Source organism: Aeromonas sp. R9-2 (genome assembly GCF_040908025.1).
GTDB lineage: Bacteria > Pseudomonadota > Gammaproteobacteria > Enterobacterales > Aeromonadaceae > Aeromonas > Aeromonas veronii.
Genome location: NZ_JBFOCX010000007.1, coordinates 1 through 22,745, shown reverse-complemented (window position 1 = coordinate 22,745; position 22,745 = coordinate 1). Strand labels below are relative to the sequence as shown.

Genomic DNA, 22,745 nt, shown 5'->3' with positions numbered 1-22,745 from the left:
CTGTCCATGTGTCATCAGAGCACCTCCAGCAAGTCGCGTAGATAGGGGTGCCCGGCCAGTTGCTCTGGAGTCAGCTGATCGTCACGCAGGGCGCAAAGCAGCTGGCGGTAATCCTGTCCACAGCGGCGCAGGGCGGCGGGATCCTTGATCTTGTGAAAGGAGTGCAGCACGAAAGGGGGCAGCCAGTTCATGCCGCACAAGGTGGCCGCCTGCTGAAATGGCAGCAGAAAATCGAGCAGCGGTCGGCTGTTGTAACCCTCGCTGCAGTAGGACTCCGGCGCCCCGCCGGTGGTGATGGCGCTCAGCCACTGCTTGCCCTTGAGGGCGTGGGCTTCGGGGCCGTAGGCGTAGCCATACTCCAGTACCAGATCCATCCACTCTTTCATGATGGCCGGACAGGAGTACCAGTAAAACGGGTGCTGAAAGACAATGATGTCATGTTCACAGAGCAGCGCCTGCTCCCGCTTCACATCGATAAACATGTCGGGATAGTGCTGATAGAGGTCGTGAACCGTGACCCCCTCCAGCCCCTCAATCGCCTGCAACAGCTGCTTGTTGGCCCGCGAGCTCTGCAGCGCGGGATGGGAAAAAATAACCAGAATGCGTTTCATGACCACATCACCCGAACAAAGCCTTGCGGTGCAAGGCGAGGTAAACAGAAAAGGGGAGTCTGGGGAGCTGCATCGTAAAGGTGCACAGGAGAGCGACCTTATCAGGAAGCGCCATAGCCTGCCAACTCGGGAATCAGCTCCCGCAGCGCCGGATTGAGGGTCTGGTGGGCGGGATAGCAGAGCCCGATCCGGCGAAACATCCGCGGCCCGCTCACCGGCAGGGTGCAGAGCCCCGCCTCATCCTCCACCAGCCCGTCCGGTAGAAAACTGATGCCAACCCCCGCCAGCACCAGCGCCATCACCAGCCCCTTGCTCTCGGCCTTGGCCACCAGATTGAGGGTAAGGCGGTCACAGGCCAGCAGGCCGATAGTCTGCTGGTGCGCTTCGCAGGGAGGGCACTCAATAAAATCATAATGTTGCAGCTCGGCCAGCTCGATCCTATCGCGACTGGCCAGGGGATGGTCGACCGGCACGCAGAGCACGTAATCCTCCTCCCACAGCGGCAGAAAGATCTCGTCCTCCCGGCGCAAGGCATCCAGCGTCAAGCGGCAGTCGGCGGGTGTGGTGTAGTCGGAGAGAGTGAGATCCAGCTGCGGCAACACGCGCTGTACTTGCTGCAACAGCCCGGCCACCCGATGGCGACTCAAGTCCGGCATGATGGCGATATTGAGCCTCGCACGCGTCGCTTTCTGGCGAAACAGCTCCGGCAGACGGCGCGCCTCCTCCACCAGCTTGACCGCGTGAGGATAGAGATAGTGGGCCGGCTCTTTCGCCACCACCCCCTTCTTGCCCCGGACAAACAGGCTGTCACCGAGCGCCTCTTCCAGCTGGCGCAGTCCCGCCGAGAGGGAGGGCTGGCTGACGTGGCAGCGCTCGGCCGCCGCCGTGATGTTCTTCTCTTCATAAATGGCGATGAAGAAACGCAGCAATCTCAAGTCCAGCATAAACCAACCATAGTTTTTTCAGATGATAACCAGCGGAAAACAATATTTATCACTTATAGATACAGTGACTATAGTGATTGGGTTCCGTGCTGGCCAGCCACCTGTTTGCTCAAACCGACCCTTGAATCAGAAGGAAAGACCCATGTCCAAATCTCTCGTCGTGATCACCGGTGCCTCCGCCGGGATCGGTGCCGCCATCGCCCGTGCCTTCTCTGCCGCCGGTCATCCGCTGCTACTGCTGGCCCGCCGGGTCGAGCCGATGCAGGCGCTGAACCTGCCCGATACCCTCTGCATCGGGGTCGATGTGACCGACACCGCCGCCATGAAAGCCGCCGTCCAGCAGGCAGAAGCCAAATTTGGCCCGGTCGGCTGCATGGTCAACAACGCCGGCGTCATGCTGCTTGGTCAGGCCGATGTGCAGGATCCGGCCGAGTGGCAGCAGATGCTCAACATCAACGTGATGGGGGTGCTGAACGGCGTCCATGCGGTACTGGCCGGGATGAAGGAGCGCCGCAGCGGCACCATCATCAACATCAGCTCCATCGCCGGTCGCAAGACCTTCCCGAGCCATGCTGCCTACTGCGCCACCAAGTTCGCCGTGCACGCCCTGACCGAGAACATCCGGGAAGAGGTGGCCGATGTCGGCGTGCGTATGGTGACCATTGCCCCGGGTGCGGTCGAGACCGAGCTGCTCAGCCACACCACTGACGAGAGCATCAAGGCCGGTTACCACGACTGGAAAGATCAGATGGGTGGCGTCATTGCGCCGGAAGTGATCGCCGATGCCGTGCTCTACGCCTGGAACCAGCCTGCCAACGTCTGCGTGCGCGAGATCGTGCTGGCGGCGACCCGTCAGCAACCTTAATCCTGGCTGACTGACACCATGGGGAGGGCTTGACCCTCCCCCGGGGCACAGGGTTACCATGTTCCCCTTATTTTTTCCGAGTCATTCCATGGTTCTCACCCGTCGCCAACTCGCTCACGCCCGTCGCTGGCTCCCCTTGTGGAGTCTGGTGCTGGTGTTGATGTCGTTTGGCAGCCGGGCCGCAACCGACCTCTGTACCCTGACTACCCACTGCAGCCAGAGCGAGCGTACCCTGGAAAAAGCGATGCCCTGCGGCAGCTTTACCACCGCCCTCTCGATGACGCTGGTAGGCAGCGACAGCCTGACGGTCGCCGTGCTGGAACCGGATACCCCCGACTTCGCCTCTCCCTCTCTCTTTATGCCGGACGCTCCGTGCGAGCGGCTCGAACGTCCCCCACGCCCCCAGATCTGAAACGCATCCCGTATCGGGCATCTTTTCTTTCAATCTGAGGTGAATGATGTACAAACCCCTGTTACTGGCCATGCTGGCCGGTACCGTCAGCTTTTCGGCCCTCGCGGCCGAGAAGATGACCGTCTACAAATCCAAATATTGTGGCTGCTGCCAAAGCTGGAACGAGCACATGGAGCAGAATGGCTTCGAACTGGAGGTCATCGAAACCGAACAGCTCGGCGCAGTGAAGCAGCAATACGGTATCGCGCCGGAACTGGCCTCTTGCCATACCGGTATCGTAAATGGCTATGTGATCGAGGGGCATGTACCGGCCGCCGATGTGCAGAAGCTGCTCAGGGAAAAACCGGCGATCCGTGGCCTGACCATTCCGGGCATGCCCCAGAGTGCGCCGGGCATGGATATTCCGGGCCATCCCTATGAGGTACTGAGTATCAGCAACGAGGGCGCGACCAACCGCTGGTCGAGCTACCCAGGCTGACGAAAACTGGTCATGAGAGGGCACTCCCATATCATGTGAGGCACACCTGAGCGGACTCTTGCCGCTCATGGCCAGAAAGAGGGCCGCTATCGTGAGATAGCGGCTTTTTTTGATTACATTTCCTGCAATAACAAGGGACTGCTTGCAACCACCGGCAACAAGGGGCAGATTTAACGCCAATTCATGGAGCCGATGCTCAGGTCTACCAACCCTTTCCAGCGCCAAGGATGCGACATGTTTACCTTTTCCCGAGGAGTTCTGCTGCTAGCCTTTCTGACAGTTCTCCCCCCCACTTATGCCAATGAAGAGCCCGCCATGCTGACAAGCGAACATCCAATCCAGCCGCCCGTGGCCGCCAAACATCCCCGCACTCTGAAAAAACACGGGGATACCCGCATCGACAACTACTACTGGCTGCGTGACGACGAGCGGCAGAAGCCCGAGGTGTTGGACTATCTCAAGGCCGAGAACGCCTATACCGAGGCCATGCTCAAGCCGACCCAACCCCTGCGCGAACAGCTTTACAAAGAGATGGTCGCCCGCATCCCCCAGCAGGATGAATCGGTGCCCTATGTGAATAATGGCTACCGCTACCAGACCCGCTATGAGCCGGGCAAGGAGTACGGGATCTATTCGCGCACCAAGCTCGGTGAAGAGCAGGCGAGTCTGCTGCTCGACAGCAACCTGCGGGCTGAAGGGCACGAGTTCTATGCCCTCGGCGCCCTTGAAGTGAGCCGCAACAACCGCTGGCTGGCGGTGGCGGAAGATTTCCTCTCCCGTCGTCAGTACCAGATCCAGTTCCTCGATCTGGAGAGCGGCCAGTGGGCCACCGACAAACTGGAAAATACCTCCGGCAATCTGGTGTGGGCCAACGACAACAAGACCGTCTTCTATGTGCGCAAGCACCCGCAGACCCTGCTTCCGTATCAGGTCTATCGCCATACGCTCGGGACGGATCCGGCCACGGACAAGCTGGTCTATGAAGAGAAGGATGACTCCTTCTACATCAGCCTCTACGCCACCACCTCGGAAGACTTCATCGTCATCGCCCTCTCCAGCACGACTACCGGCGAAGCGCGGCTGATCGATGCCAACCAGCCGGAGCACGCCCCACGCCTGTTCCTGCCCCGTCAGGTGGATCACGAATACAGCCTGGATCACTACCGCGGCCGCTTCTATGTGCGCTCCAACAAGGATGGCAAGAACTTCGGCCTCTACGAGACCAAAGAGAGCCCGGTCGATCGCTGGAAGGCGGTGATCGCCCCCAATCCGGACGTGCTGCTGGAGAGCTACGCCCTGTTCAAGGATTGGCTGGTACTGGAAGAGCGCAACAAGGGGCTGACCCGACTGCGCCAGATCAACTGGCAGAGCGGTGACGAGAAGGAGATCGCCTTCGACGATCCCGCTTATGTCACCTGGCTCGCCTACAACCCGGAGCCGGATACCAGCGCCCTGCGTTATGGCTACTCCTCCATGACAACCCCCGCCTCCACCTATGAGCTGGATATGGCGAGCGGCAAGCGCACCCTGCTCAAGCAGCAGCCGGTGGCCGGCTTCAAGGCCGACCAGTACGCCAGCGAGCGGCTCTGGGTAACCGCCCGCGACGGTGTATCGGTGCCGGTGTCGCTGGTCTATCGCAAGGACAAGTTCAAGAAAGAGCAGGCTGATGCGCCCAAGAATCCGCTGCTGGTCTATGGCTATGGATCCTACGGCGCCAGCATGGATCCCGACTTCAGCAGCTCGCGCCTGAGCCTGCTCGATCGCGGCTTCGTCTACGCCATCGCCCATATCCGGGGTGGTGAAGAGCTGGGCCGTCACTGGTACGAAGATGGCAAGTTGCTGAAAAAGCAGAACACCTTCAATGACTTTATCGATGTCACCAAGGCGCTGGTTGAGCAAGGCTACGGTGCCAAAGATCAGGTCTACGCCATGGGCGGCAGCGCCGGCGGCCTGCTGATGGGGGCGGTCATCAATCAGGCGCCCGAACTCTATCGCGGCGTGGTAGCGCAGGTGCCGTTCGTCGATGTGGTCACCACCATGCTGGACGAGTCGATCCCCCTCACCACCGGGGAGTATGACGAGTGGGGCAACCCGAACCAGAAGCGCTACTACGACTACATGAAGAGCTACAGCCCCTACGATCAGGTGAAGGCGCAAGCCTACCCCAACCTGCTGGTCACCACCGGACTGCACGACTCGCAAGTGCAGTATTGGGAGCCCGCCAAGTGGGTCGCCAAGCTGCGCGAACTGAAGACAGATGATAACAAGTTGTTACTGAACACCGACATGGACGCCGGCCACGGCGGCAAGTCGGGCCGCTTCAAAGCCTACGAGGATATCGCGCTGGAATACGCCTTTATCCTGGATCTGGCCACCCCGGCCAACTGATCTCTCATGACTCCGGCCCTTGTCATTCAAGGGCCGCATAAGAATCCCACCCTAGTTTTTCCCTCTTCCATTTCCCTTCATATCAAATTAATCTTCGGCTAGAAAATGAATGATCGAGGTCATGTTTCTCAAGATTAAACTCCGTGATTTTGCCATTTCGTTTGATTTATGTTGGGTGAATGTGCTTAATCGGAGTGCTTGCAACTTTTTATTTGGCCCCTCAGGGGCCAATTTATCTTCGACCGACAGGAGGTCGGTAGCCTCACCACAGGATGAGGGTGACTGCCGGAAAAGGGGGGGAATCAACTCCCCCGCTTTCGCGCAACGAGAAGAGCAGGCAAGCCCGGCGCAGAACGGGATTGCCATCAATTTATCCGGGGATCGGATAAACAAAATCAAAGAAAAGGGAGAAAAAATGAAAGGATTAACTTTGGCATGCGCCCTGTCGGCGGCTCTGGTCGGTGTTTCATTCGGTGGTCCGGTACAAGCGCAGGAGCGCTTCGTGACCATAGGCACCGGCGGTCAGACCGGCGTCTACTATGTCGCTGGCCAGTCCATCTGCCGCTTCCTCAATCGCGGCGCCGCCGATCACCAGATCAAGTGCAACGCCCCGGCCAGTGGCGGTGGTGTTGCCAACGTCAACGGCATCCGCAGCGGTGAATTCAACTTCGGTATCATGCAATCCGACCACCAGTTCAAGGCGATGAAGGGGCTGCCACCGTTCCAGGCCGAAGGGGCTATGGACGACATGCGCGCCGTCTTCTCCCTGCAGAGCGAGGTGTTCACCATCCTGGCTCGCCGCGATGCCAAGATCGCCAGCTTCGGCGACCTGAAAGGCAAGCGCGTCAATATCGGCAACCCGGGCTCCGGCCAGCGTGACACCATGGAAGAGATCATGGCGGTCAAAGGCTGGAAGAAGGGTGACTTCGGTCTGGTCTCCGAGCTGAAGCCGGCCGAACAGGCCTCCGCCCTCGGCGACAACAACATCGATGCTATGAGCTACTTCGTCGGTCACCCGAACGGCGCCATTCAGGAAGCCTCCACCACCACAGATGCAGTTCTGGTACCTGTGACCGGCGCCGACATCGACAAGCTGCTGGCCGAGAAGAGCTACTACAGCAAGGCCGAGATCCCGGGCGGCATCTACAAGGGCAGCGACAAGCCGACCCCCTCCATCGGTGGCAAAGCGGTGCTCTCCACCAGCGCCAAAACCGATCCGGAAGTGGTCTATCAGCTGGTCAAGTCGGTGTTCGACAACCTGGATCGCTTCAAGCGCCTGCACCCGGCCTTTGCCGACCTGAAAGAGGCCGACATGATCAAGGTGGGTCTCTCTGCACCGCTGCATGAAGGGGCTGCTCGCTACTACAAAGAGCGCGGCTGGCTCTGATTGAAGGCCCCGGGGCCTTTGTCACTCTCTTCGACACCCGCCTGCCGCCTGATTGCGGGGGCGGGTGTCGCTCTTGTTGTACTCGTTGGCACAAGTTAACCCTATGCAAGATAAACAACTCTCTACCGAGGAACTGATCGCCCAGGATGTGGGCGCTCGCCTGCCGCTTGGCATCATGGGCTGGCTCATTACAGCACTGGCGCTGGCCTGGTCGCTGTTCCAGCTCTGGATCGCCTCGCCACTCCCCTTCATGGTGGGGTTTGGCGTACTCAATGACACCGAAACCCGCTCCATTCACCTCACCTTTGCCCTGTTGCTGGCTTTTCTGGTGTTCCCGGCATTTCGCTCCTCGCCGCGGGATCGGGTCCCCCTCGGCGATATCGCCCTCGGTCTGATCGCTGCTGGCGCCGCCTCTTACCTGTTCGTGATGTATGAAGCACTGGCGCTGCGTCCCGGCACCCTCACCACCGCCGATCTGGTGACCGCCTGCATCGGCATTCCGCTGCTGCTGGAAGCGGCGCGCCGCGCCCTGGGGCCGGCACTGGCGGTCATCGCCATCGTCTTTCTGGTCTACAGCCTGGCGGGCCCCTGGATGCCGGGACTGCTGGCACATCGCGGGGTAGGTTTCACCGCGCTGGCCAACCACCAGTGGATCACCACCGAAGGGGTGTTCGGCATCGCCCTTGGCGTCTCCACCAGCTTCGTGTTCCTGTTCGTGCTGTTCGGCGCCCTGCTGGAGCGGGCCGGTGCCGGTCACTACTTTATCCAGCTCGCCTTCAGCCTGCTCGGTCACCTGCGCGGCGGCCCGGCCAAGGCGGCAGTGGTCGCCTCCGGCTTGACCGGTCTGATTTCCGGCTCGTCGATTGCCAACGTGGTGACTACCGGCACCTTCACCATCCCGATGATGAAGAAGGTGGGCTTCAGTTCAGAGAAAGCGGGGGCAGTGGAAGTGGCCTCCTCGGTCAACGGCCAGATCATGCCACCCGTGATGGGGGCCGCCGCCTTCCTGATGGTGGAGTATGTGGGCATCCCCTATGTGGAGATCATCAAGCACGCCTTCCTGCCTGCCGCCATCTCCTACATAGCGCTGCTCTACATCGTCCATCTGGAGGCGCTGAAACTGGGCATGCAGCCCATCGGCAACCATCAACCCAAACCCTGGCTGCGCCGCCTGACCGGCTTTGCCTTTGGCGCGGCCCTCATCAGCGGCCTGTCACTGGCGGTCTACTATGGCCTCGGCTGGCTCAAACCTGCGCTGGGTGACTACGCCCTGCCGGGGATCTCGGTACTGCTGGCTGCCACCTATGTGGCTCTGTTGAAGATCGCCGCCAGCAATGAACCACTGCCTGCCGAAGATCCCGACAAGCCGCTCACCGAGCTGCCCAACACCCGCGCCGTGCTGCTCTCCGGCCTGCACTTCCTGCTGCCGGTGGTGGTACTGGTATGGTGCCTGATGGTGGAACGCCTCTCGCCGGGGCTGTCGGCCTTCTGGGGTACCGTGATGCTGGTGATCATCCTGCTGACCCAGCGCCCGCTGCTCAACTGGCTGCGCAAGGACGGCAAGCACGACTACGGCACCGTCGCTGACGGCGTGGTGGATCTGCGGGAAGGGCTGGTCGCCGGTGCCCGTAACATGATCGGTATCGGCATTGCCACCGCCACCGCGGGGATTATCGTGGGTGCGGTCTCCCAGACCGGGGTCGGTCTGGTGCTGGCGGATCTGGTGGAGTTCCTCTCCATGGGCAACCTGCTGCTGATGCTGCTGCTCACCGCCCTGCTGAGCCTGATCCTCGGCATGGGGCTGCCCACCACCGCCAACTACATCGTGGTCTCCAGCCTGCTGGCACCGGTGGTCGTGACGCTGGGGCAGCAAAACGGGCTGATCGTGCCGCTGATCGCGGTGCACCTGTTCGTCTTCTACTTCGGCATCATGGCGGATGTGACGCCGCCGGTGGGACTGGCTTCCTTCGCGGCAGCCGCTGTCTCCAAGGGCGATCCCATCAAGACCGGGATCACCGCGTTCTACTACAGCCTGCGTACCGCAGCGCTGCCGTTCCTGTTTATCTTCAACACCGATCTGCTGCTGATCGACGTGGACTTCGCCCACGGGGTGCTGATCTTCATCGTGGCGACCATCGCCATGCTGATCTTCGCCGCCGCCACTCAGGGCTGGTTCCTGGTGAAGAGCCGCTGGTACGAGAGCGTGCTGCTGTTGCTGGTCGCCTTTACCCTGTTCCGCCCGGGTTTCTGGATGGACATGGTGCACGACCCCTATCGCGAGACCCCGCCTGCCCAGCTGGCCCAAACCATGGGTGAAGTGGAGGCGGAGAGCACCCTGCGGCTGCGGATCCTCGGTGAAGATGCGGTGGGCAAGCCACGCAAGTTCACCCTGCTGGTCGCCGTACCGGATGGGGCAAATGGCGAAGAGCGGCTGGCCAATCTGGGGCTGAGCCTCTATGAGCAGGATGGCAAGACGCTGATCGACAACGTCGCCTTTGGTAGCCCGGCCGCCACCATGGGGCTGGAGTTCGATCAGGAGATCCTCACCGTCAAGGCGCCGACCGAGCGCTGGACCAAGGAGTGGATGTGGATCCCGGGCTTCCTGCTGTTCGGGGCGATCGTCTGGCTGCAGCGTCGCCGTAGCGTCAAGGCCGGTTAATCCACCGGGCAGATGAGACCGAGGGCCGCTATTGCGGCCCTCTTTTTATTGCCTTGCCCTCTGCGGCTCTTGTGATGAGCAACAGTCATGGAAAAAGGTAAACGGTGGCGAGCGGCCAAAAAAGTGGGGTGACATGTCCATGTCACCCCCTCGCAAATAGCATGTTCCATATTGGAGTCCGGCCGCGCCGGGTCTCTGTTTCACTTTCCGATAGTTCGCGACCCATCTGAAGTGTGCGCCAATTGCAGCGATGCAACCGACCAGCTACCCGTTACAACCTTCGTCCACACGGCAGACAAGCCGCCGTGTTTGTCCTTGCAACTGAAATATTACGCATAAAAACAAAATAAAAAACGTTTTTATGCTAATTCCATTCACATTAAGGTACAAAAAACAGCCTTATCATCACCGCTAAATTGTTATAAAACAGTAAGATAGATTCATGCATGGTTATTCACCCGCAAAGGGCATCAGCAATGGCTTACAAGGCTTTGCGAGATTTCGCACAAAAAATGGCCGCCTCACAGCCAACGGCGCAGTGGCAACCAGTCGCTCAGGCGGGCTATCAGTCGCCTTGACCACCCCTCGGGTTTGCGCGGCAATCCACCGGCCTGCTCCTGCCAGCGAGCCAGCCACATTCGCAGCGCCTCACAGATCGGCGGGCAGTACAGATGCAGCATCAGCTCGGTATTGAGAAACAGCGAGCGGGGATCGAGGTTGAGGCTGCCAAAAAGCGCTCGATCCTCCCCCAGCAGGATCAGCTTGGCGTGCAGGCTGCCGTGGCCATGGTCAAACTCGGCGACCCGGATCCCGCGCCGCAGCAACCAGCCTAGATAACGTTGGTAGGCGCCATAGACCAGCGGCACATCGGTGCTGGCCAAGGAGTTGGTGAGAATGTCGATGGCGACCCCCTGCTGGCGGAGCCGCGCCAGACGGTGCCGAAACCCGCGAGTAAGGATGAGGTAAGGGGTCACCAACCCCAGCGAGCCGGGATTGTCAGCCAGCTGGCGCCAGAGCTGACGGGCGGTGGTGGGACGGGAGATCAGCCCCTTGCCGGGACGGTCGAACCACACCTCGGCCCGCCCCTCATGCCATTGCAGCGGCAAATCGCGCTCGTCAAACAGCGCTGCAGGCAGATCGTAGACCGTCGCCACCGTCGGATCCGTCATGGTGAACAGGAAGTCGTTGACCACCTCTATTTCGGCGGGCAGCAGCTCGCGGCGCAGCAGATGGCGAATGGGGTGACTCCAGCGGCTGTGCCAGAACTGCTCGAACCCCTGTGCCATCTGCTGGCACAGTCCCCCCTGACAGGCGAGATCGAGATCCACGAAGGGGGCTTGCGGATCCAGACCGAAGTAGCGATCGCCGATGTTGCGCCCGCCGATCAGCGCCAGCTTGCCATCCACCAGCAGCAGCTTGTTGTGCATCCGGTGGTTGATGCGGCGAAAGCTGAGCAGCCCCTCCAGCAGCAGTGCCAGCGGGCGCCAGCCCCGCAGCCAGAAGGGGTTGAACAGCCGTACCTCGATCCCCGGGTAGTGAGCCACCATCTCCAGAAAGCGGTTATCACCGGCATAGAGATCATCCACCAGCAGCTGCACCTTGACGCCGCGCCGAGCGGCGTGGAGCAGCTCGCTCAGCAGCAGCTTGCCGCTGCTGTCCTCTTCCCAGCTGTAGTACTGCGCCTGGATCCGCTCGCGGGCATGACGGATCCAGTGGCAGCGCACCTTGAGCGCCAGCAGGGGATCGTCGATCAGGGCAAAGGATCCGGGGATCATGGTGTCATCCTGCTGTCATGGCCGGGTGTCATAACGCTGGCGAGCCTCTTCACATATTCAAAAGGAGTTGCTGATGGAACTGCATGATACCCCGATGTTGCGCTATCTGGGCCAGCTCAGCCAGCCAGATCTCATCCCGGCCACCGGCCCTGCTCACTGGTTTTTGCAACACAGGGACGGTGGCTGGCAATTGCCGACCGTGCAGGCGACCCTGCCGGTCAACCGGCTCAGGGCTGAGCCGCTTCGATAGCGGCAGCCTTGCCCTCGATCTGGGGCAGGCTGAAACGATAGGCCACGTAGTACTTGTAGATGGTGCCGACATAGTTGATCGGCCCCTGTCCGACTTCGTTGGCCACCAGCTGATCCACGTTGCCGAACCAGACGTTGGGATCGAGCCCCAGCTTCTCCGCCTTGCCTCGCAGCGCCTGCACCCGGTTCGGCCCGGCGTTGTAGGCGGCGAGGGCAAACAGGTGGCGATTGAGCCGATCCAGCTTGGGATCATTGAAGTAGGTATCGAGGATCAACCGCATGTAGCGGCAGGCGGCCTCCACATTTCCCTCCAGCGTGGTGAGTCTGGCGCCGTTGATGCCGACTTCCCGCCCCGTACTGGGAAGCAACTGCATGAGGCCCACGGCCCCCTTGGGCGAGCGCGCCTTGGGATTGAGGCCGGACTCCTTGTAGCCAAGCGCCGCCAGCATCAGCCAGTCGAGATCGTATTGATTGGCGTACTTCTCCAGCACCTTGCGAATGGTCGCGAGGCGCCCCATAGGATCCGGCGCCAGGATATTGCTCATCTGATCGCTGCGAACCAGCAACCGGCGCAGGGTCATGTCACTGTAAAGGCTGTTGCGGCTGACACTCGCCAGATAACCATTGACCGCCTTGAGCAGCTCGGGGCTGTTCTTGCGCAGCGCCCAGGCACTGGTGCCGTTGCTGCGCAGGGGGATCAACTTGTGGGCCTTGAGGCCGGAGATCATGCCACCCAACCAGATCCGTCCCTTGTAGCTGTCGGTCACCGTCAGGGGAATAATGCCGGCGGCCACCATCTCCAGCAGATCGCCATCCTGCAGGTATTCGGGCACCGTCTCGATATAGACGGGGGGCAGCCCCAGCTCGCGAAACAGCCAGTTGAGCTGACGCAGACTCTCGTAGTAGCTGGAGCTGGCGCGCACCCAGACCCGCCTGCCGGAGAGCTGGGTAATACGGCTGAAGGCGGGCAGGCTCTGCTGGCTCACCACCCACTCCTCGATGGATGAAATGAGCGGCCGGGAGAAGGCCACCTGTTCACGCCGGGTCGGGGTCACCGTCATGGTCGCCGCAACCAGATCGCCGCGCCCCTCGGTCAGATAGTCCAGCAGCTTGTCTTGGCGCACCGGGATGTAGACCACCTTGAGTTTGACCTTCTCTTTGGCGAGATAGGTCTTGTTCAGCCAGCGTTCGAACCCTTGCAGCTGATTGACCAGAATGCCGTACTGGGCGCCGCGATCGAGAAAGTAGAAGCCGCGCTCATAGACCACCAGAGCCCTGAGTTCGCGCTTTTGCAGAATGCTTTCGAGGTCCCCGGGTTGGGGCAGACGCTGTGGCTTGAGTTCAGCCGCGAGCAGGGGAAAACAGCAGAGGGCCAGCAGCGCCCAGATCCAGCGTCGCATCACGATGGCTGCCCCTGTGCTGACGTCACACCTGCTGCCTGTTGGCAGCACGGATCACGATAGAGGGTGGAATTGGGGGCAGAGATCCATCGCTGCGTCATGATGTTTACGCCTTCTGTTGGCCGACTCGCGCCGGGCAAAACGTCTGTGGGATAGAGTAACTATAGAACGCCGACCCACAGCAGAAGGGTCAACACGGCAGGCAAACCTGCCGCGTTATCAGACAACTCAGATAGAGCGGGCCCGCATTTCGAAAATCAGTTTTTCGGCGGTGCAGGTGAATTGCAGGCGGGCTTTCAGGATCACGCCGTTGGCGTCCTGGGTCAGTTCGCTGCTCACTTGAGCTTCGGCAGTGACCTGTTTGGCCAGTGCTTCATAGGCAGCCAGCTTGGCGCGGGCATCCGCCTCGGCAGCGGCTTCAATAACCAGATCCATCACATCGTCGCCTTCGCCGATGATGGTACCGATCTCGGCAAAACAGCCACAGCTGTCACAGGTTTCGTTCAGTTCAACTTTCTCGTCTACAGACATTTTCTACTCCTACTGCTTATTTCGGATGATTTGCGTCGTCACGCATCGCCTTGCGAAAATCTTTGATGGCGGTCCCCAGATCCTCACCTGCACTGGCAAGACGCTTGCTGCCGAAGACCAGCACAACGACCAGCAAGAGGATCAGCATATGCCAGATATGAATTCCACCGAGTCCCATAGGGATACTCCCTCACAAAGAGATATCTGTTACTTGTATCAAAATAGAGCGCAGGGATTGTTGGGCAAAATCAAGGCAGGTGCAAGTGAGCAAATAAATCATAGCCAAAAAATAGGGCGACCCAAAGGTCGCCATATTGATTGTGCTACATGTCCCCTCAACCGCTACATCCTGTACCAGTGGTTCATGCGAACCTGAGACCATTCGAGGATAAGATCGCCAAGATATGAAAACAAATGGTATAAATTCATCTTAGAATTGAAGAGGATTCATATCATGCTGCTGGAACAACTGGGTCGCATCGACCTCAATTTGCTGATTATCCTGCAGGTACTGCTGGAAGAGCGCAACGGCAGCAAGGCCGCACGCCGCCTTCATTTGAGCCAGTCCGCGGTCAGCAAAGCCCTCGGCCGTCTGCGCGATACCTTCAATGATCCCCTCTTCATCCGCTCTGCCTACGGGCTGGAACCCACCGGCCGTGCCCTTGCACTGCAGCAGCAGTTGCAACCCATCCTGCTGTCGCTGGACAACCTGATCCAGCCGCCCGAGTTCGACCCCGCCAGCTCGGAGCGGGAGTTCGTCATCGCCAGCATGGACAGCGCCTTCACCCTGTTTGCCCCGCTCTACCTGAGCGAGCTGAAGCGGCAGGCACCAAGGATCCGCTTGCGTTACGAGGAGTGGACCGAGAACAGTCTGACCGAGATGAGTCAGGGACAGGTGGACATCGCCTTCGCGGTGCGGGAGAACTGCATCAGCTCCGATTATCGGCTCGATACCCTGCCCGACAGCATCTGTCAGCGAGTGCTGGCGGTCGATGATCTCACCTGTCTGGTGCAGCAGCACCACCCAGCGCTGCGAGAGCCCAACTGGAATCTGGGGCACTACCTCAGTTATCCCCATGTGCAGACTTACTGCGAGGGACGAGACCGCTGGATGCTGGATCACAAGCTGGCTGAGCAGGATCTTTACCGGCGTATCGAGGCAACCGTGCCCTCCTTCGAGGCGGCGCTGCGGATGGGGATGCACTCCGACATGATAGTAACGCTCTCCCGGCTCTACGCACGCCACGCTACCCAGGTCTATCCGCTGTTGCAGCTACAGCTGCCCATCGGGTTGGACAGCATCTCCCATCTGCTCATCTGGCATCAGCGTCACAGCGAGGATCCGGGCCACCGCTGGCTGCGGGAGCTGCTGCTGTCCCTTATCATGAGCAAACTGGAACCTGCAGCGACCACTCACGGGTGACGGCACGCCTTCTCGGCGGCACAAAAAACGGGGCTCTGCGTAGCCCCGTTTCATTCACTTCAAGATGTAAACCGCTCAGCCCTGACCGGTCACCGCCAGATAGTGATGTACCCCGTCCAGCAACATCTGAACCGAGATCATCACCAGCAGCATCCCCATCAGCCGCTCCACTGCAGTGAGTCCCCGCTCACCCAGCAGCTTGTTGAATACCTCGTAGAACATCAGGATCACCGCACTGGCAGCCCAGGCCAGAAAGAGTGCCAGCGACCAGTCCACCATCCGGCTGGGCTCCTGATTGGCCAGCAGCATCAAAGAGGCGAGGATCGACGGACCGGCGATCATCGGGATCGCCATCGGCACCAGGAAGGGCTCCTCGCCCGCCGCCAGCCCAGTCACGCCCCCTTCACTCGGGAAGATCATCTTGATGGCGATCAGGAACAGGATGATCCCCCCCGCAATGCTGACCGCCTCCTGCCGCAGATTGAGGAAGCCGAGGATCTGCTGACCGACGAACAGGAACAGCATCATGATGGCCAGCGAGAAGAGCAGCTCGCGCACCATCACCTTGCGACGTCGCTTGGGATCGATATGACGCAGGATAGAGAGGAAGACCGGCAGGTTGCCCAGCGGGTCCATGATCAGAAACAGCATGACTGCGGCAGAGAAAGTATCCATACAACGCCCGGGCTACGCCCTGAATAGGGAAAAGAGAGGGGGCGAAATATAGCAAAGGGCGAAGAATTGAGCGAGCGCCATGATGCGCTCGCAGCGGGATTAACCGTGGTTGCAGATCTTGTCGGCACGGGTCTGGAAACCCTCGGCCGAGTCGATGAATTTGCCGCGAGCAGCCAGAAAGTCGATCAGCGCTTCCGCATCCATCTCGCTGGCGCTGCAGGTATGAAAACGGGCCTCGGCACCAAACCGCTCGGCCATCGCCTGTTTCAGGCTGGCACGGGTAAATTGCCCCCCTTGCGCCAGCATCATTTCCATCACTTCGTGACCATGAACCGATTGCGACATCTCTCACCTCAATAATGAACATATTTAATGCCAATTAAATCTCTCCCCGCCCGGAGGGATCTTGATATAGGCCAATAAATTGCGCATTACCTGGTCAGGGGAGTGGTCACCGCCACCGCTTTGTCGATAATGTGGCAACCCGCGTCAGGGATCGCTACACTGGCGCCCCTTTTTGGCCATCGCAGACAATGTATAAGGATATTGGCGTCATGCTGTTCCATGGAGAGGCTCTCAAGCCCTGGCAGATCTGGACCCGCCGACCACTCTGGCTCAAGACCCTGATCGGCATGCTGACAGGGGTGGGTCTGGGCGTCAGCTTTGAAGAGCAAGCCCTGCTGCTCAAGCCCCTTGGCGTCCTGTTCGTCAACACCATCCAGATGCTGATGGTGCCCCTCATTTTCTGTTCGGTCATCGCCGGCCTCACCTCGCTGCTCAAGGGCAAGGCCCTCGATCGCATCGGCAGCAAGGCGATCTGCCTCTACTTCTGCTCGACCGCCATCGCCATTTGCATCGGCCTGATGATGGGCTGGCTGCTGGAGCCCGGCATGGGCGCCGACATGGGCCCCTATGAACGGGTCGGTATGTCGGAACCACCCCCCCTGGCCAGCGTGCTGAGCCATCTGGTGCCGAGCAACCCGGTACAGGCGATGGTGGATGGCAAGATCCTGCAAGTGATAGTCTTTGCGGTGGCGCTGGCGGTGGCCCTCAATGCCAGCGGTCGCCGTGGCCGCCCCGCCATCCTTTTCTTCACCTCGCTGGCCGAAGGGATGTTCAAGCTGACCCAGATGGTGATGGCGCTCGCCCCTTACGGTGTCTGCGCCCTGATGGCCTGGATGACCGGCAAGTACGGCCTCGACCTGCTACTACCGCTGCTCAAGGTGATCGGCGCCGTCTACCTCGGCTGTCTGCTGCACGTGCTCGGGGTCTACAGCACCCTGCTGCTCCTGCTGGCACGGCTCAATCCGCTGCACTACTTCAAGAGCATCGTTGACGCCCAGGCGGTTGCGTTTACCAGCAGCTCCAGCAACTCCACCCTGCCCATCAGTCTGGCCTGCGCCGAGAAGCGGCTGGGAGTCTCCCCCGCCATCACCGCCAAGGTGCTGCCCATCGGCGCCACCATCAACATGGATGGCACCGCCCTCTATCAGGGAGTGACTGCGCTGTTCGTAGCTCAGGCATTCGGTGTGGATCTGCACATGGTCGATTACCTGACCATCATCAGCATCGCCACCCTGGCCAGTATCGGCACCGCAGGCACCCCGGGCACCGGGTTGATGTTGCTGACCCTGACCCTGACGGCGGTGGGCTTGCCGCTGGAAGGGGTGGCACTGATTGCGGGCATTGACCGGATCCTCGACATGGCGCGCACCACGGTCAATGTATCGGGGGATATTCTGGTGTCGGTGCTGATCGCCCGCAGCGAAAACGAGCTGGATCTGGCGACCTATCACGATGCCAGCGCAGGGGAAGATATCGAGTTCCCGCCGCGCTAGCGGAAGAAAGCTCAGCTGTCGTGGGGATCGTGGTGACAGCGCCAGCAGACGTCGAAGTTGGCGCCGTTCTCCTCCCCGCACTGGCCGCACAGCCAGCCATTACCCTGACGCTGCTGGTAACGCTCGATGACCCGTCCTGCCTTGCTGCGATCCTCGGCCCGCACCATCAGGGTCACCTGCAACATGTCGACCGGCAGCTCGCCAAGGGCGCCTGACAGCCCCTCGCCATTGAGGCGCACCAGCACCCCTTCCGCCTCCAGCGCCCCTTTCAACGCGTGTGCCTCCAGGGTGTGTGAGGCGCGATAGAGATTGATCCAGTTATCCATAGCTCCCCCTTACAACAACTTGTCGATGCCAAACTCGGCGCCGTTCTCAATCATGAAATCGATGAATGCCCGCAACTTGCGCGGCATCAGTTGCCGCTCCGGAAACAGCAAATAAATCGGCACCCTGGGTTGCTGCCACTCTGGCAGCAGGATCACCAGCTCGCCGCTGGCCAGCTCATCCTGACAGAGCATAGCGGGTAACGAGGCCAACCCCAGCCCCGCCTTTGCCGCCTCCCGGGCACAGGTAATATTATTGACCCGAAAACGGGATGGGGGGTCAACCAGCACCTCTCTGCCATCCAGCTCGAAACACCAGTGAGAGGCGAGAAACCCGCTGCTCACCGTCACCCGCTCGTGGTTGGCCAGATCCTCCGGCCGCTCGATGACCGGACTACGGGCCAGATAGTCCGGGCTGGCACAGAGCAGCCTTCCGGTGCTCCAGAGTCGGCGCGCCGCCAGATTGGAGTCGCTCATGTCGCCAATCCGCACCACCGCATCCAGCCCTTCGCTGATGGGGTCCACCACCCGGTTGGTCAGCTCCAGCTCCACCTGCAGGGCGGGATAGGCCTGCAAAAACTTGGCGACCAAGCGCCCGACCACCAGTTGCCCCGTCTCGATAGGCACCGCCAGTTTGAGGGTGCCGGTCACCTCCTGCTGGCTGGCGCTCAGCATCAGCTCGGCTTCGGTCAGGGCATCGACCGCCTTGCTACAGTGCAGGTAGTACTTCTCCCCCTCCTCGGTCAAAGTGAGCTGACGAGTGGAGCGATAGAGCAGACGCACTCCGAGCCGCTGTTCCAATTCGGCGATGCGGCGGCTGACCATCGCCTTGGTCATCCCCAGCTCGCGGGCGGCCCCCGTAAACGAGCCCTTGTCGACGATACGCACCAGAATTAACGCGGCATTGAGATCCATTGTTGCACCAGTGAAACTGTATATCTCGTGAACCAATACTAATCGAAACAGTTGACCAGTGTTAGCCTGCGCCCCTTAAGTTCAGGAATCACAAAAATGAGTCAACACAAAAAAATTCCCCTGCTGGCAGCCATGATATTGGCGCTGCTCGGTCTGCTGTTCGCCGGTTACTGGTATCTTCACGGCCGCTATTTTGAAAGCACCGATAACGCCTACCTGCAGAGTGAAGTGACCGGGATCAGCTCCAAGCTGCCCGGTTATATCCGCGAAGTGCTGGTCACCGACAACCAGCCGGTCAAAGCGGGCCAACTGATCGCTCGTCTCGATGATCGCGAATACAAAACCAGGGTCGCGGAGGCCGAAGCCGACCTGCGCCTCAATCAGGCGACGGCCGAAAATCTGGCCGCCACCCGCACCCAACAACTGAGCCTGATCCAGCAGGCCGAGGCCAAGGTCGCCTCCGCCAACGCCGAACAGCTGCGCGCCAGCCAGCAGGTCAACCGGATCAGTCAGCTCAACCAGCGCCACTACAGCTCGCAAGACAGTCTGGACGAGGTGCGTGCCGGCCTGCAGGTCAATCAGGCGCAAGCCCGGGAGGCCCAAGCCGCCCTGCAGGCGGCCCGTGAGCGACTGCTGGTACTGGATGCCGAGCGCAAACAGAATCTGGCCAAGCTGGCATTGAGCGAAGCACAACTGGAGCAGGCCAAGCTGGAGCTCGGCTACACCGAACTGCGGGCGCCTGCTGACGGCATCATTGGCAAGCGCAGTCTGCGGGAAGGGCTCTACGTCCAGTCCGGTATGCAGGTCGCCAGCCTGGTGCCGCTACAGCAGGTGTGGGTCGAGGCCAACTTCAAGGAGACCCAGCTCGCCCATATGCAGCCGGGCCAGAAGGTCGAAGTGGTACTCGATGCCTACCCGGATCAACCGGTCGAGGGGATCATCGACAGCCTGGCCCCGGCGACCGGCGCCAAGTTCGCCCTGCTGCCACCGGAGAATGCTACCGGCAACTTCACCAAAATCGTGCAGCGGGTGCCTGTGAAGATCCGCATCCCCGAGCCGGGCCCGCTGGCAGGCAAGCTGCTGCCGGGTCTCTCGACCGAAGTGATCGTGGATACCCGCACTCCTGATCCCGTGGTGGCTGCCAACTGATGGAACCCATTCCACGTCGCAACTGGATCGCGGTCATGGGGGGCCTTATCGGCGCCTTTATGGCCATCCTCGATATCCAGATCACCAATGCCTCTCTGAAGGATATTCAGGGGGCCCTGTCGGCCACCCTGAGCGAAAGCTCCTGGATCTCCACCTCCTATCTGGTGGCGGAGATGATCGCCATCCCCCTGAGCGGCTGGCTGAGCCGGGGGCTGAGCGTGCGCCGCTACCTACTCTGGACCACCGGTGCGTTTATCGCCGCCTCCGTGCTCTGCTCGTTCAGCTGGAACCTCACCAGCATGATCGTCTTCCGGGCGCTGCAGGGCTTCACCGGCGGGGCGCTGATCCCGATGGCCTTCTCCCTCATCGTCACCCTGTTGCCGCTACAAAAGCGGGCCACCGGCATGGCGCTGTTCGGTCTCTGTGCCACCTTCGCTCCTGCCATCGGTCCGACCCTCGGCGGCTGGCTCACCGAGCAGATGTCGTGGCACTACATCTTCTATCTCAACGTGCCGCCAGGATTGCTGGTGATGGCCATGCTGGCCCACGGGCTGGATAAAAAACCGGTGGACTGGGCCGTGATCAAGCGGGTCGACCTTATCGGGATTGTCACCATGGCGCTTGGCCTCGGCTTGCTGGAGGTGGTACTGGAAGAGGGCAACCGGGAGGACTGGTTCGGTTCAAGCTTCATCGTGCGACTGGCGGTCATCTCGGCGGTGGCGCTGGTGTTCTTCGTCATCAGCCAGCTGATCCGCCGTCACCCGCTGGTCAATCTGCGGCTGCTGCACAACCCGCGCTTCGCACTCGCCTGCTTCGCCTATCTGATCCTCGGCATGGCGCTGATGGGATCTATCTATGTGTTGCCGCTCTACATGACCCAGATCCACAACTACAACGCGCTGGAAATCGGCGAAGTCCTGATGTGGATGGGGCTGCCGCAACTGCTGGTGTTGCCGCTGGTGCCCAAACTGACCCACAAGATAGACCCGCGCTATCTGGTGAGTTTCGGCTTCCTGATCTTCGCCGTCAGCTGCTTTATGAACGTCAACATGAGTGCCGACTACGCCGGGCCGCAGCTGATCCAGTCGCTTATCGTGCGGGCGCTGGGGCAGCCCTTCATCATGGTGCCGCTCTCCCTGGTCGCCACCGCCAGCCTGAGCCACGACGAGATCCCCTCCTCCTCGACTCTGCTCAACGTGCTGCGCAACCTGGGTGGTGCGTTCGGTATCGCCATCATCGCGACCCTGCTCGACAACGATACCCGCACCCATGTGCTGCAGATTGGCAGCACTCTGGCCGCCAGCAGTATCGAGGGGCAGAGCTATCTGCTGCAGCTGGCCCAGAGCATGATGGCGCAGGGTTCAGGCCCCGAGATAGCCCAGCAACAAGCCCACGCCATGCTGGCCAATACCATCAACCGGGAAGCGGCCATCATGGCCTACAACCAGGTGTTCTACATCATGGGGATCTTCCTGCTGATCGCCAGCGGCCTGATGCTGTTGCTCAAATCCCCCGCCCCACGGGCAGCAGATGCCGAACCGCTAGAGGCGTGAAAAACCGCCGGGAATAAAACGAAAAACGGGCAAGCGCCCGTTTTTCGTTATCTGTTGCCTGTACTCAACCGCATGGCGTTATCCCGCCAGCGACCCCGCAATCAGGAATTGCGCCGCAAAGTAGCTGCTCATCACCCAGGCTCGAGCGTGGGGAAAGGGGCGGCGGAAGCGATCGAGCGCCAGCATGCTGTCGGAGAAGAGGAACATCAGAGCCCCCACCAGAGCGGCGGCCGAACCGGCAGTGAGAGAGGCGTGCCAGGCACCGGCGGCCACCCAGGCCATGCCGATGATCACCAGCATGTAGCAGAAGACCGGGATCCGCATCTCCCCCAGCTTGCCCCACAGCAGGCCAAAGACCATGCCGGCGATCAGCAACAGCAGCAAACCATCCACCAGATTGAGCAACAGCGGCCCCTGGGCAAAGCCGACGATATAGCAGAGATGCGCGACAAGAAATGCCGCCAACCCCTGAATGAAGCGATCGCTTGGCAGCATCAGCAGCACATCGCCCGCCAGCGAGAGGCAGAGGCCGAGCAGGATCCAGGCGTGTGAACCGTCGTGGTCATAACTCTGGTAGCCGAACGCCAACGCGATGATAAGCAGCATGGTCAGCGGCTTGCTGATATAGAACTGGCGGCTGTCTGAACCGTAGGCAGCACGGATGTGCCACCAACCTGAAGCGATGATCAAGAAACTCAATAACATGCCCTGCTCCTCACCTGTTGCTCGCAGTCATACGGCAACCGTTTTTATCATGGTGCAGGGTAACAAATTCCCTCCCCCAGTGGCAGGGGTGCCTATCAAATGGACAGACTAAGCCTAAAGTCTAATTGCCGCCCCGAGTGGTTCAGGGCATAAGTGACGGGTCTGGAGGATCACCATGGAAGAAGCTATGAAGAACTATCTGCCCGCCATCGATATCATGATGTGCCATCTGGGGATCAGCTTTGAGCAGGCCTGCGAACAACTGGGTCTCAGCCAGCAGGAACAGCAGGCACTGGATCAGTTGCAGCAACAGCAGAGCCAAGCCAACTAAGCCCTCCCGTTATTGGATATCATGATGCGCCATCCGGGAATCAGCTTTGAGCAGGCCTGTGAACAACTGGGTCTTAGCCAGCAGGAGCAACAGGCACTGGATCAGTTGCAGCAACAGCAGAGCCAAGCCAACTA

General features: G+C 60.4%; 23 protein-coding genes. 12 read left to right on the top strand and 11 right to left on the bottom strand.

Annotated features, from left to right (window positions below; translation table 11 throughout):
* Positions 1-14 precede the first annotated feature (14 nt).
* The gene (locus AB5Y71_RS01895; protein ID WP_279465439.1) at positions 15-611 is read right to left on the bottom strand and encodes an NAD(P)H-dependent oxidoreductase; all 597 of its coding nucleotides are present in this window, start codon (positions 609-611) and stop codon (positions 15-17) included.
* Positions 612-712: 101 nt separating this feature from the next.
* Positions 713-1,555, bottom strand: coding sequence for a LysR family transcriptional regulator (locus tag AB5Y71_RS01890; protein ID WP_368170864.1), 843 nt, complete (start codon positions 1,553-1,555; stop codon positions 713-715).
* Positions 1,556-1,697: 142 nt separating this feature from the next.
* Here AB5Y71_RS01890 and AB5Y71_RS01885 point away from each other — a divergent pair, with 142 nt between their 5' ends.
* The 6 genes from AB5Y71_RS01885 to AB5Y71_RS01860 all read left to right on the top strand — a co-directional run bounded on the left by AB5Y71_RS01885 (position 1,698) and on the right by AB5Y71_RS01860 (position 9,744).
* The gene (locus AB5Y71_RS01885) at positions 1,698-2,420 is read left to right on the top strand and encodes an SDR family oxidoreductase (protein WP_368170863.1); all 723 of its coding nucleotides are present in this window, start codon (positions 1,698-1,700) and stop codon (positions 2,418-2,420) included.
* An 88-nt stretch (positions 2,421-2,508) separates the two neighbouring features.
* Positions 2,509-2,832, top strand: a complete 324-nt coding sequence (locus AB5Y71_RS01880) for a hypothetical protein (RefSeq protein WP_021231559.1) — start codon at positions 2,509-2,511, stop codon at positions 2,830-2,832.
* A 46-nt stretch (positions 2,833-2,878) separates the two neighbouring features.
* On the top strand, positions 2,879-3,310 hold the full coding sequence (locus AB5Y71_RS01875) for a DUF411 domain-containing protein (RefSeq protein WP_005339953.1): 432 nt from the start codon (positions 2,879-2,881) through the stop codon (positions 3,308-3,310).
* A 234-nt stretch (positions 3,311-3,544) separates the two neighbouring features.
* Positions 3,545-5,698: a S9 family peptidase gene (locus tag AB5Y71_RS01870; RefSeq protein ID WP_368170862.1), complete on the top strand. Its 2,154-nt coding sequence runs from the start codon at positions 3,545-3,547 to the stop codon at positions 5,696-5,698.
* Positions 5,699-6,113: 415 nt separating this feature from the next.
* Positions 6,114-7,085: a TAXI family TRAP transporter solute-binding subunit gene (locus AB5Y71_RS01865; RefSeq protein WP_368170861.1), complete on the top strand. Its 972-nt coding sequence runs from the start codon at positions 6,114-6,116 to the stop codon at positions 7,083-7,085.
* 103 nt (positions 7,086-7,188) lie between these two features.
* Positions 7,189-9,744, top strand: a complete 2,556-nt coding sequence (locus AB5Y71_RS01860) for a TRAP transporter permease (protein ID WP_047434608.1) — start codon at positions 7,189-7,191, stop codon at positions 9,742-9,744.
* Between the two features lie 521 nt (positions 9,745-10,265).
* Here AB5Y71_RS01860 and AB5Y71_RS01855 read toward each other — a convergent pair.
* Positions 10,266-11,519 (bottom strand): phosphatidylserine/phosphatidylglycerophosphate/cardiolipin synthase family protein, encoded by a 1,254-nt coding sequence (locus AB5Y71_RS01855; RefSeq protein WP_368170860.1) that lies wholly within the window; start codon positions 11,517-11,519, stop codon positions 10,266-10,268.
* A 73-nt stretch (positions 11,520-11,592) separates the two neighbouring features.
* Here AB5Y71_RS01855 and AB5Y71_RS01850 point away from each other — a divergent pair, with 73 nt between their 5' ends.
* Complete coding sequence (locus tag AB5Y71_RS01850; RefSeq protein WP_005339947.1) at positions 11,593-11,769, top strand: hypothetical protein; 177 nt, start codon at positions 11,593-11,595, stop codon at positions 11,767-11,769.
* Here AB5Y71_RS01850 and AB5Y71_RS01845 read toward each other — a convergent pair.
* The 3 genes from AB5Y71_RS01845 to tatA all read right to left on the bottom strand — a co-directional run bounded on the left by AB5Y71_RS01845 (position 11,747) and on the right by tatA (position 13,877).
* Positions 11,747-13,168 carry a lytic transglycosylase F gene (locus AB5Y71_RS01845; RefSeq protein WP_021231555.1) on the bottom strand — a complete coding sequence of 474 codons (1,422 nt, stop codon included), beginning with the start codon at positions 13,166-13,168 and terminating at the stop codon, positions 11,747-11,749. The two genes, AB5Y71_RS01850 and AB5Y71_RS01845, sit on opposite strands and share 23 nt — an antisense overlap.
* Before the next feature lie 228 nt (positions 13,169-13,396).
* Positions 13,397-13,699 carry a YfcZ/YiiS family protein gene (locus AB5Y71_RS01840; RefSeq protein ID WP_323970421.1) on the bottom strand — a complete coding sequence of 101 codons (303 nt, stop codon included), beginning with the start codon at positions 13,697-13,699 and terminating at the stop codon, positions 13,397-13,399.
* A gap of 16 nt (positions 13,700-13,715) precedes the next feature.
* Positions 13,716-13,877 carry a twin-arginine translocase TatA/TatE family subunit gene (gene tatA, locus AB5Y71_RS01835; RefSeq protein WP_005339944.1) on the bottom strand — a complete coding sequence of 54 codons (162 nt, stop codon included), beginning with the start codon at positions 13,875-13,877 and terminating at the stop codon, positions 13,716-13,718.
* A gap of 276 nt (positions 13,878-14,153) precedes the next feature.
* On the opposite strand from tatA, the gene AB5Y71_RS01830 reads away from it, so the two are divergent.
* Complete coding sequence (locus AB5Y71_RS01830; protein ID WP_368170859.1) at positions 14,154-15,122, top strand: LysR family transcriptional regulator; 969 nt, start codon at positions 14,154-14,156, stop codon at positions 15,120-15,122.
* 75 nt (positions 15,123-15,197) lie between these two features.
* Here AB5Y71_RS01830 and AB5Y71_RS01825 read toward each other — a convergent pair whose 3' ends face one another.
* Entirely contained in the window at positions 15,198-15,797 is a 600-nt protein-coding gene (locus tag AB5Y71_RS01825) for a YhgN family NAAT transporter (RefSeq protein ID WP_368170858.1), read from the bottom strand.
* Between the two features lie 99 nt (positions 15,798-15,896).
* Positions 15,897-16,142 (bottom strand): YecH family metal-binding protein, encoded by a 246-nt coding sequence (locus tag AB5Y71_RS01820; RefSeq protein ID WP_005357633.1) that lies wholly within the window; start codon positions 16,140-16,142, stop codon positions 15,897-15,899.
* Positions 16,143-16,351: 209 nt separating this feature from the next.
* Here AB5Y71_RS01820 and AB5Y71_RS01815 point away from each other — a divergent pair, with 209 nt between their 5' ends.
* On the top strand, positions 16,352-17,635 hold the full coding sequence (locus AB5Y71_RS01815) for a dicarboxylate/amino acid:cation symporter (RefSeq protein ID WP_368170857.1): 1,284 nt from the start codon (positions 16,352-16,354) through the stop codon (positions 17,633-17,635).
* Between the two features lie 11 nt (positions 17,636-17,646).
* On the opposite strand, the gene AB5Y71_RS01810 is transcribed toward AB5Y71_RS01815, so the two are convergent.
* Both AB5Y71_RS01810 and AB5Y71_RS01805 read right to left on the bottom strand, forming a co-directional pair.
* The gene (locus tag AB5Y71_RS01810; protein WP_005339933.1) at positions 17,647-17,961 is read right to left on the bottom strand and encodes a DUF2007 domain-containing protein; all 315 of its coding nucleotides are present in this window, start codon (positions 17,959-17,961) and stop codon (positions 17,647-17,649) included.
* 9 nt (positions 17,962-17,970) lie between these two features.
* Positions 17,971-18,873, bottom strand: a complete 903-nt coding sequence (locus tag AB5Y71_RS01805; protein ID WP_019444678.1) for a LysR family transcriptional regulator — start codon at positions 18,871-18,873, stop codon at positions 17,971-17,973.
* Between the two features lie 96 nt (positions 18,874-18,969).
* On the opposite strand from AB5Y71_RS01805, the gene AB5Y71_RS01800 reads away from it, so the two are divergent.
* Positions 18,970-20,022, top strand: coding sequence for an HlyD family secretion protein (locus AB5Y71_RS01800; RefSeq protein ID WP_005348510.1), 1,053 nt, complete (start codon positions 18,970-18,972; stop codon positions 20,020-20,022).
* Complete coding sequence (locus AB5Y71_RS01795) at positions 20,022-21,575, top strand: DHA2 family efflux MFS transporter permease subunit (protein WP_047434582.1); 1,554 nt, start codon at positions 20,022-20,024, stop codon at positions 21,573-21,575. The genes AB5Y71_RS01800 and AB5Y71_RS01795 overlap by 1 nt, the downstream gene beginning before the upstream one ends.
* A gap of 78 nt (positions 21,576-21,653) precedes the next feature.
* On the opposite strand, the gene AB5Y71_RS01790 is transcribed toward AB5Y71_RS01795, so the two are convergent.
* Complete coding sequence (locus AB5Y71_RS01790; protein WP_005348507.1) at positions 21,654-22,280, bottom strand: lysoplasmalogenase; 627 nt, start codon at positions 22,278-22,280, stop codon at positions 21,654-21,656.
* Between the two features lie 175 nt (positions 22,281-22,455).
* On the opposite strand from AB5Y71_RS01790, the gene AB5Y71_RS01785 reads away from it, so the two are divergent.
* Entirely contained in the window at positions 22,456-22,611 is a 156-nt protein-coding gene (locus AB5Y71_RS01785; RefSeq protein WP_005348505.1) for a hypothetical protein, read from the top strand.
* Positions 22,612-22,745: the final 134 nt, after the last annotated feature.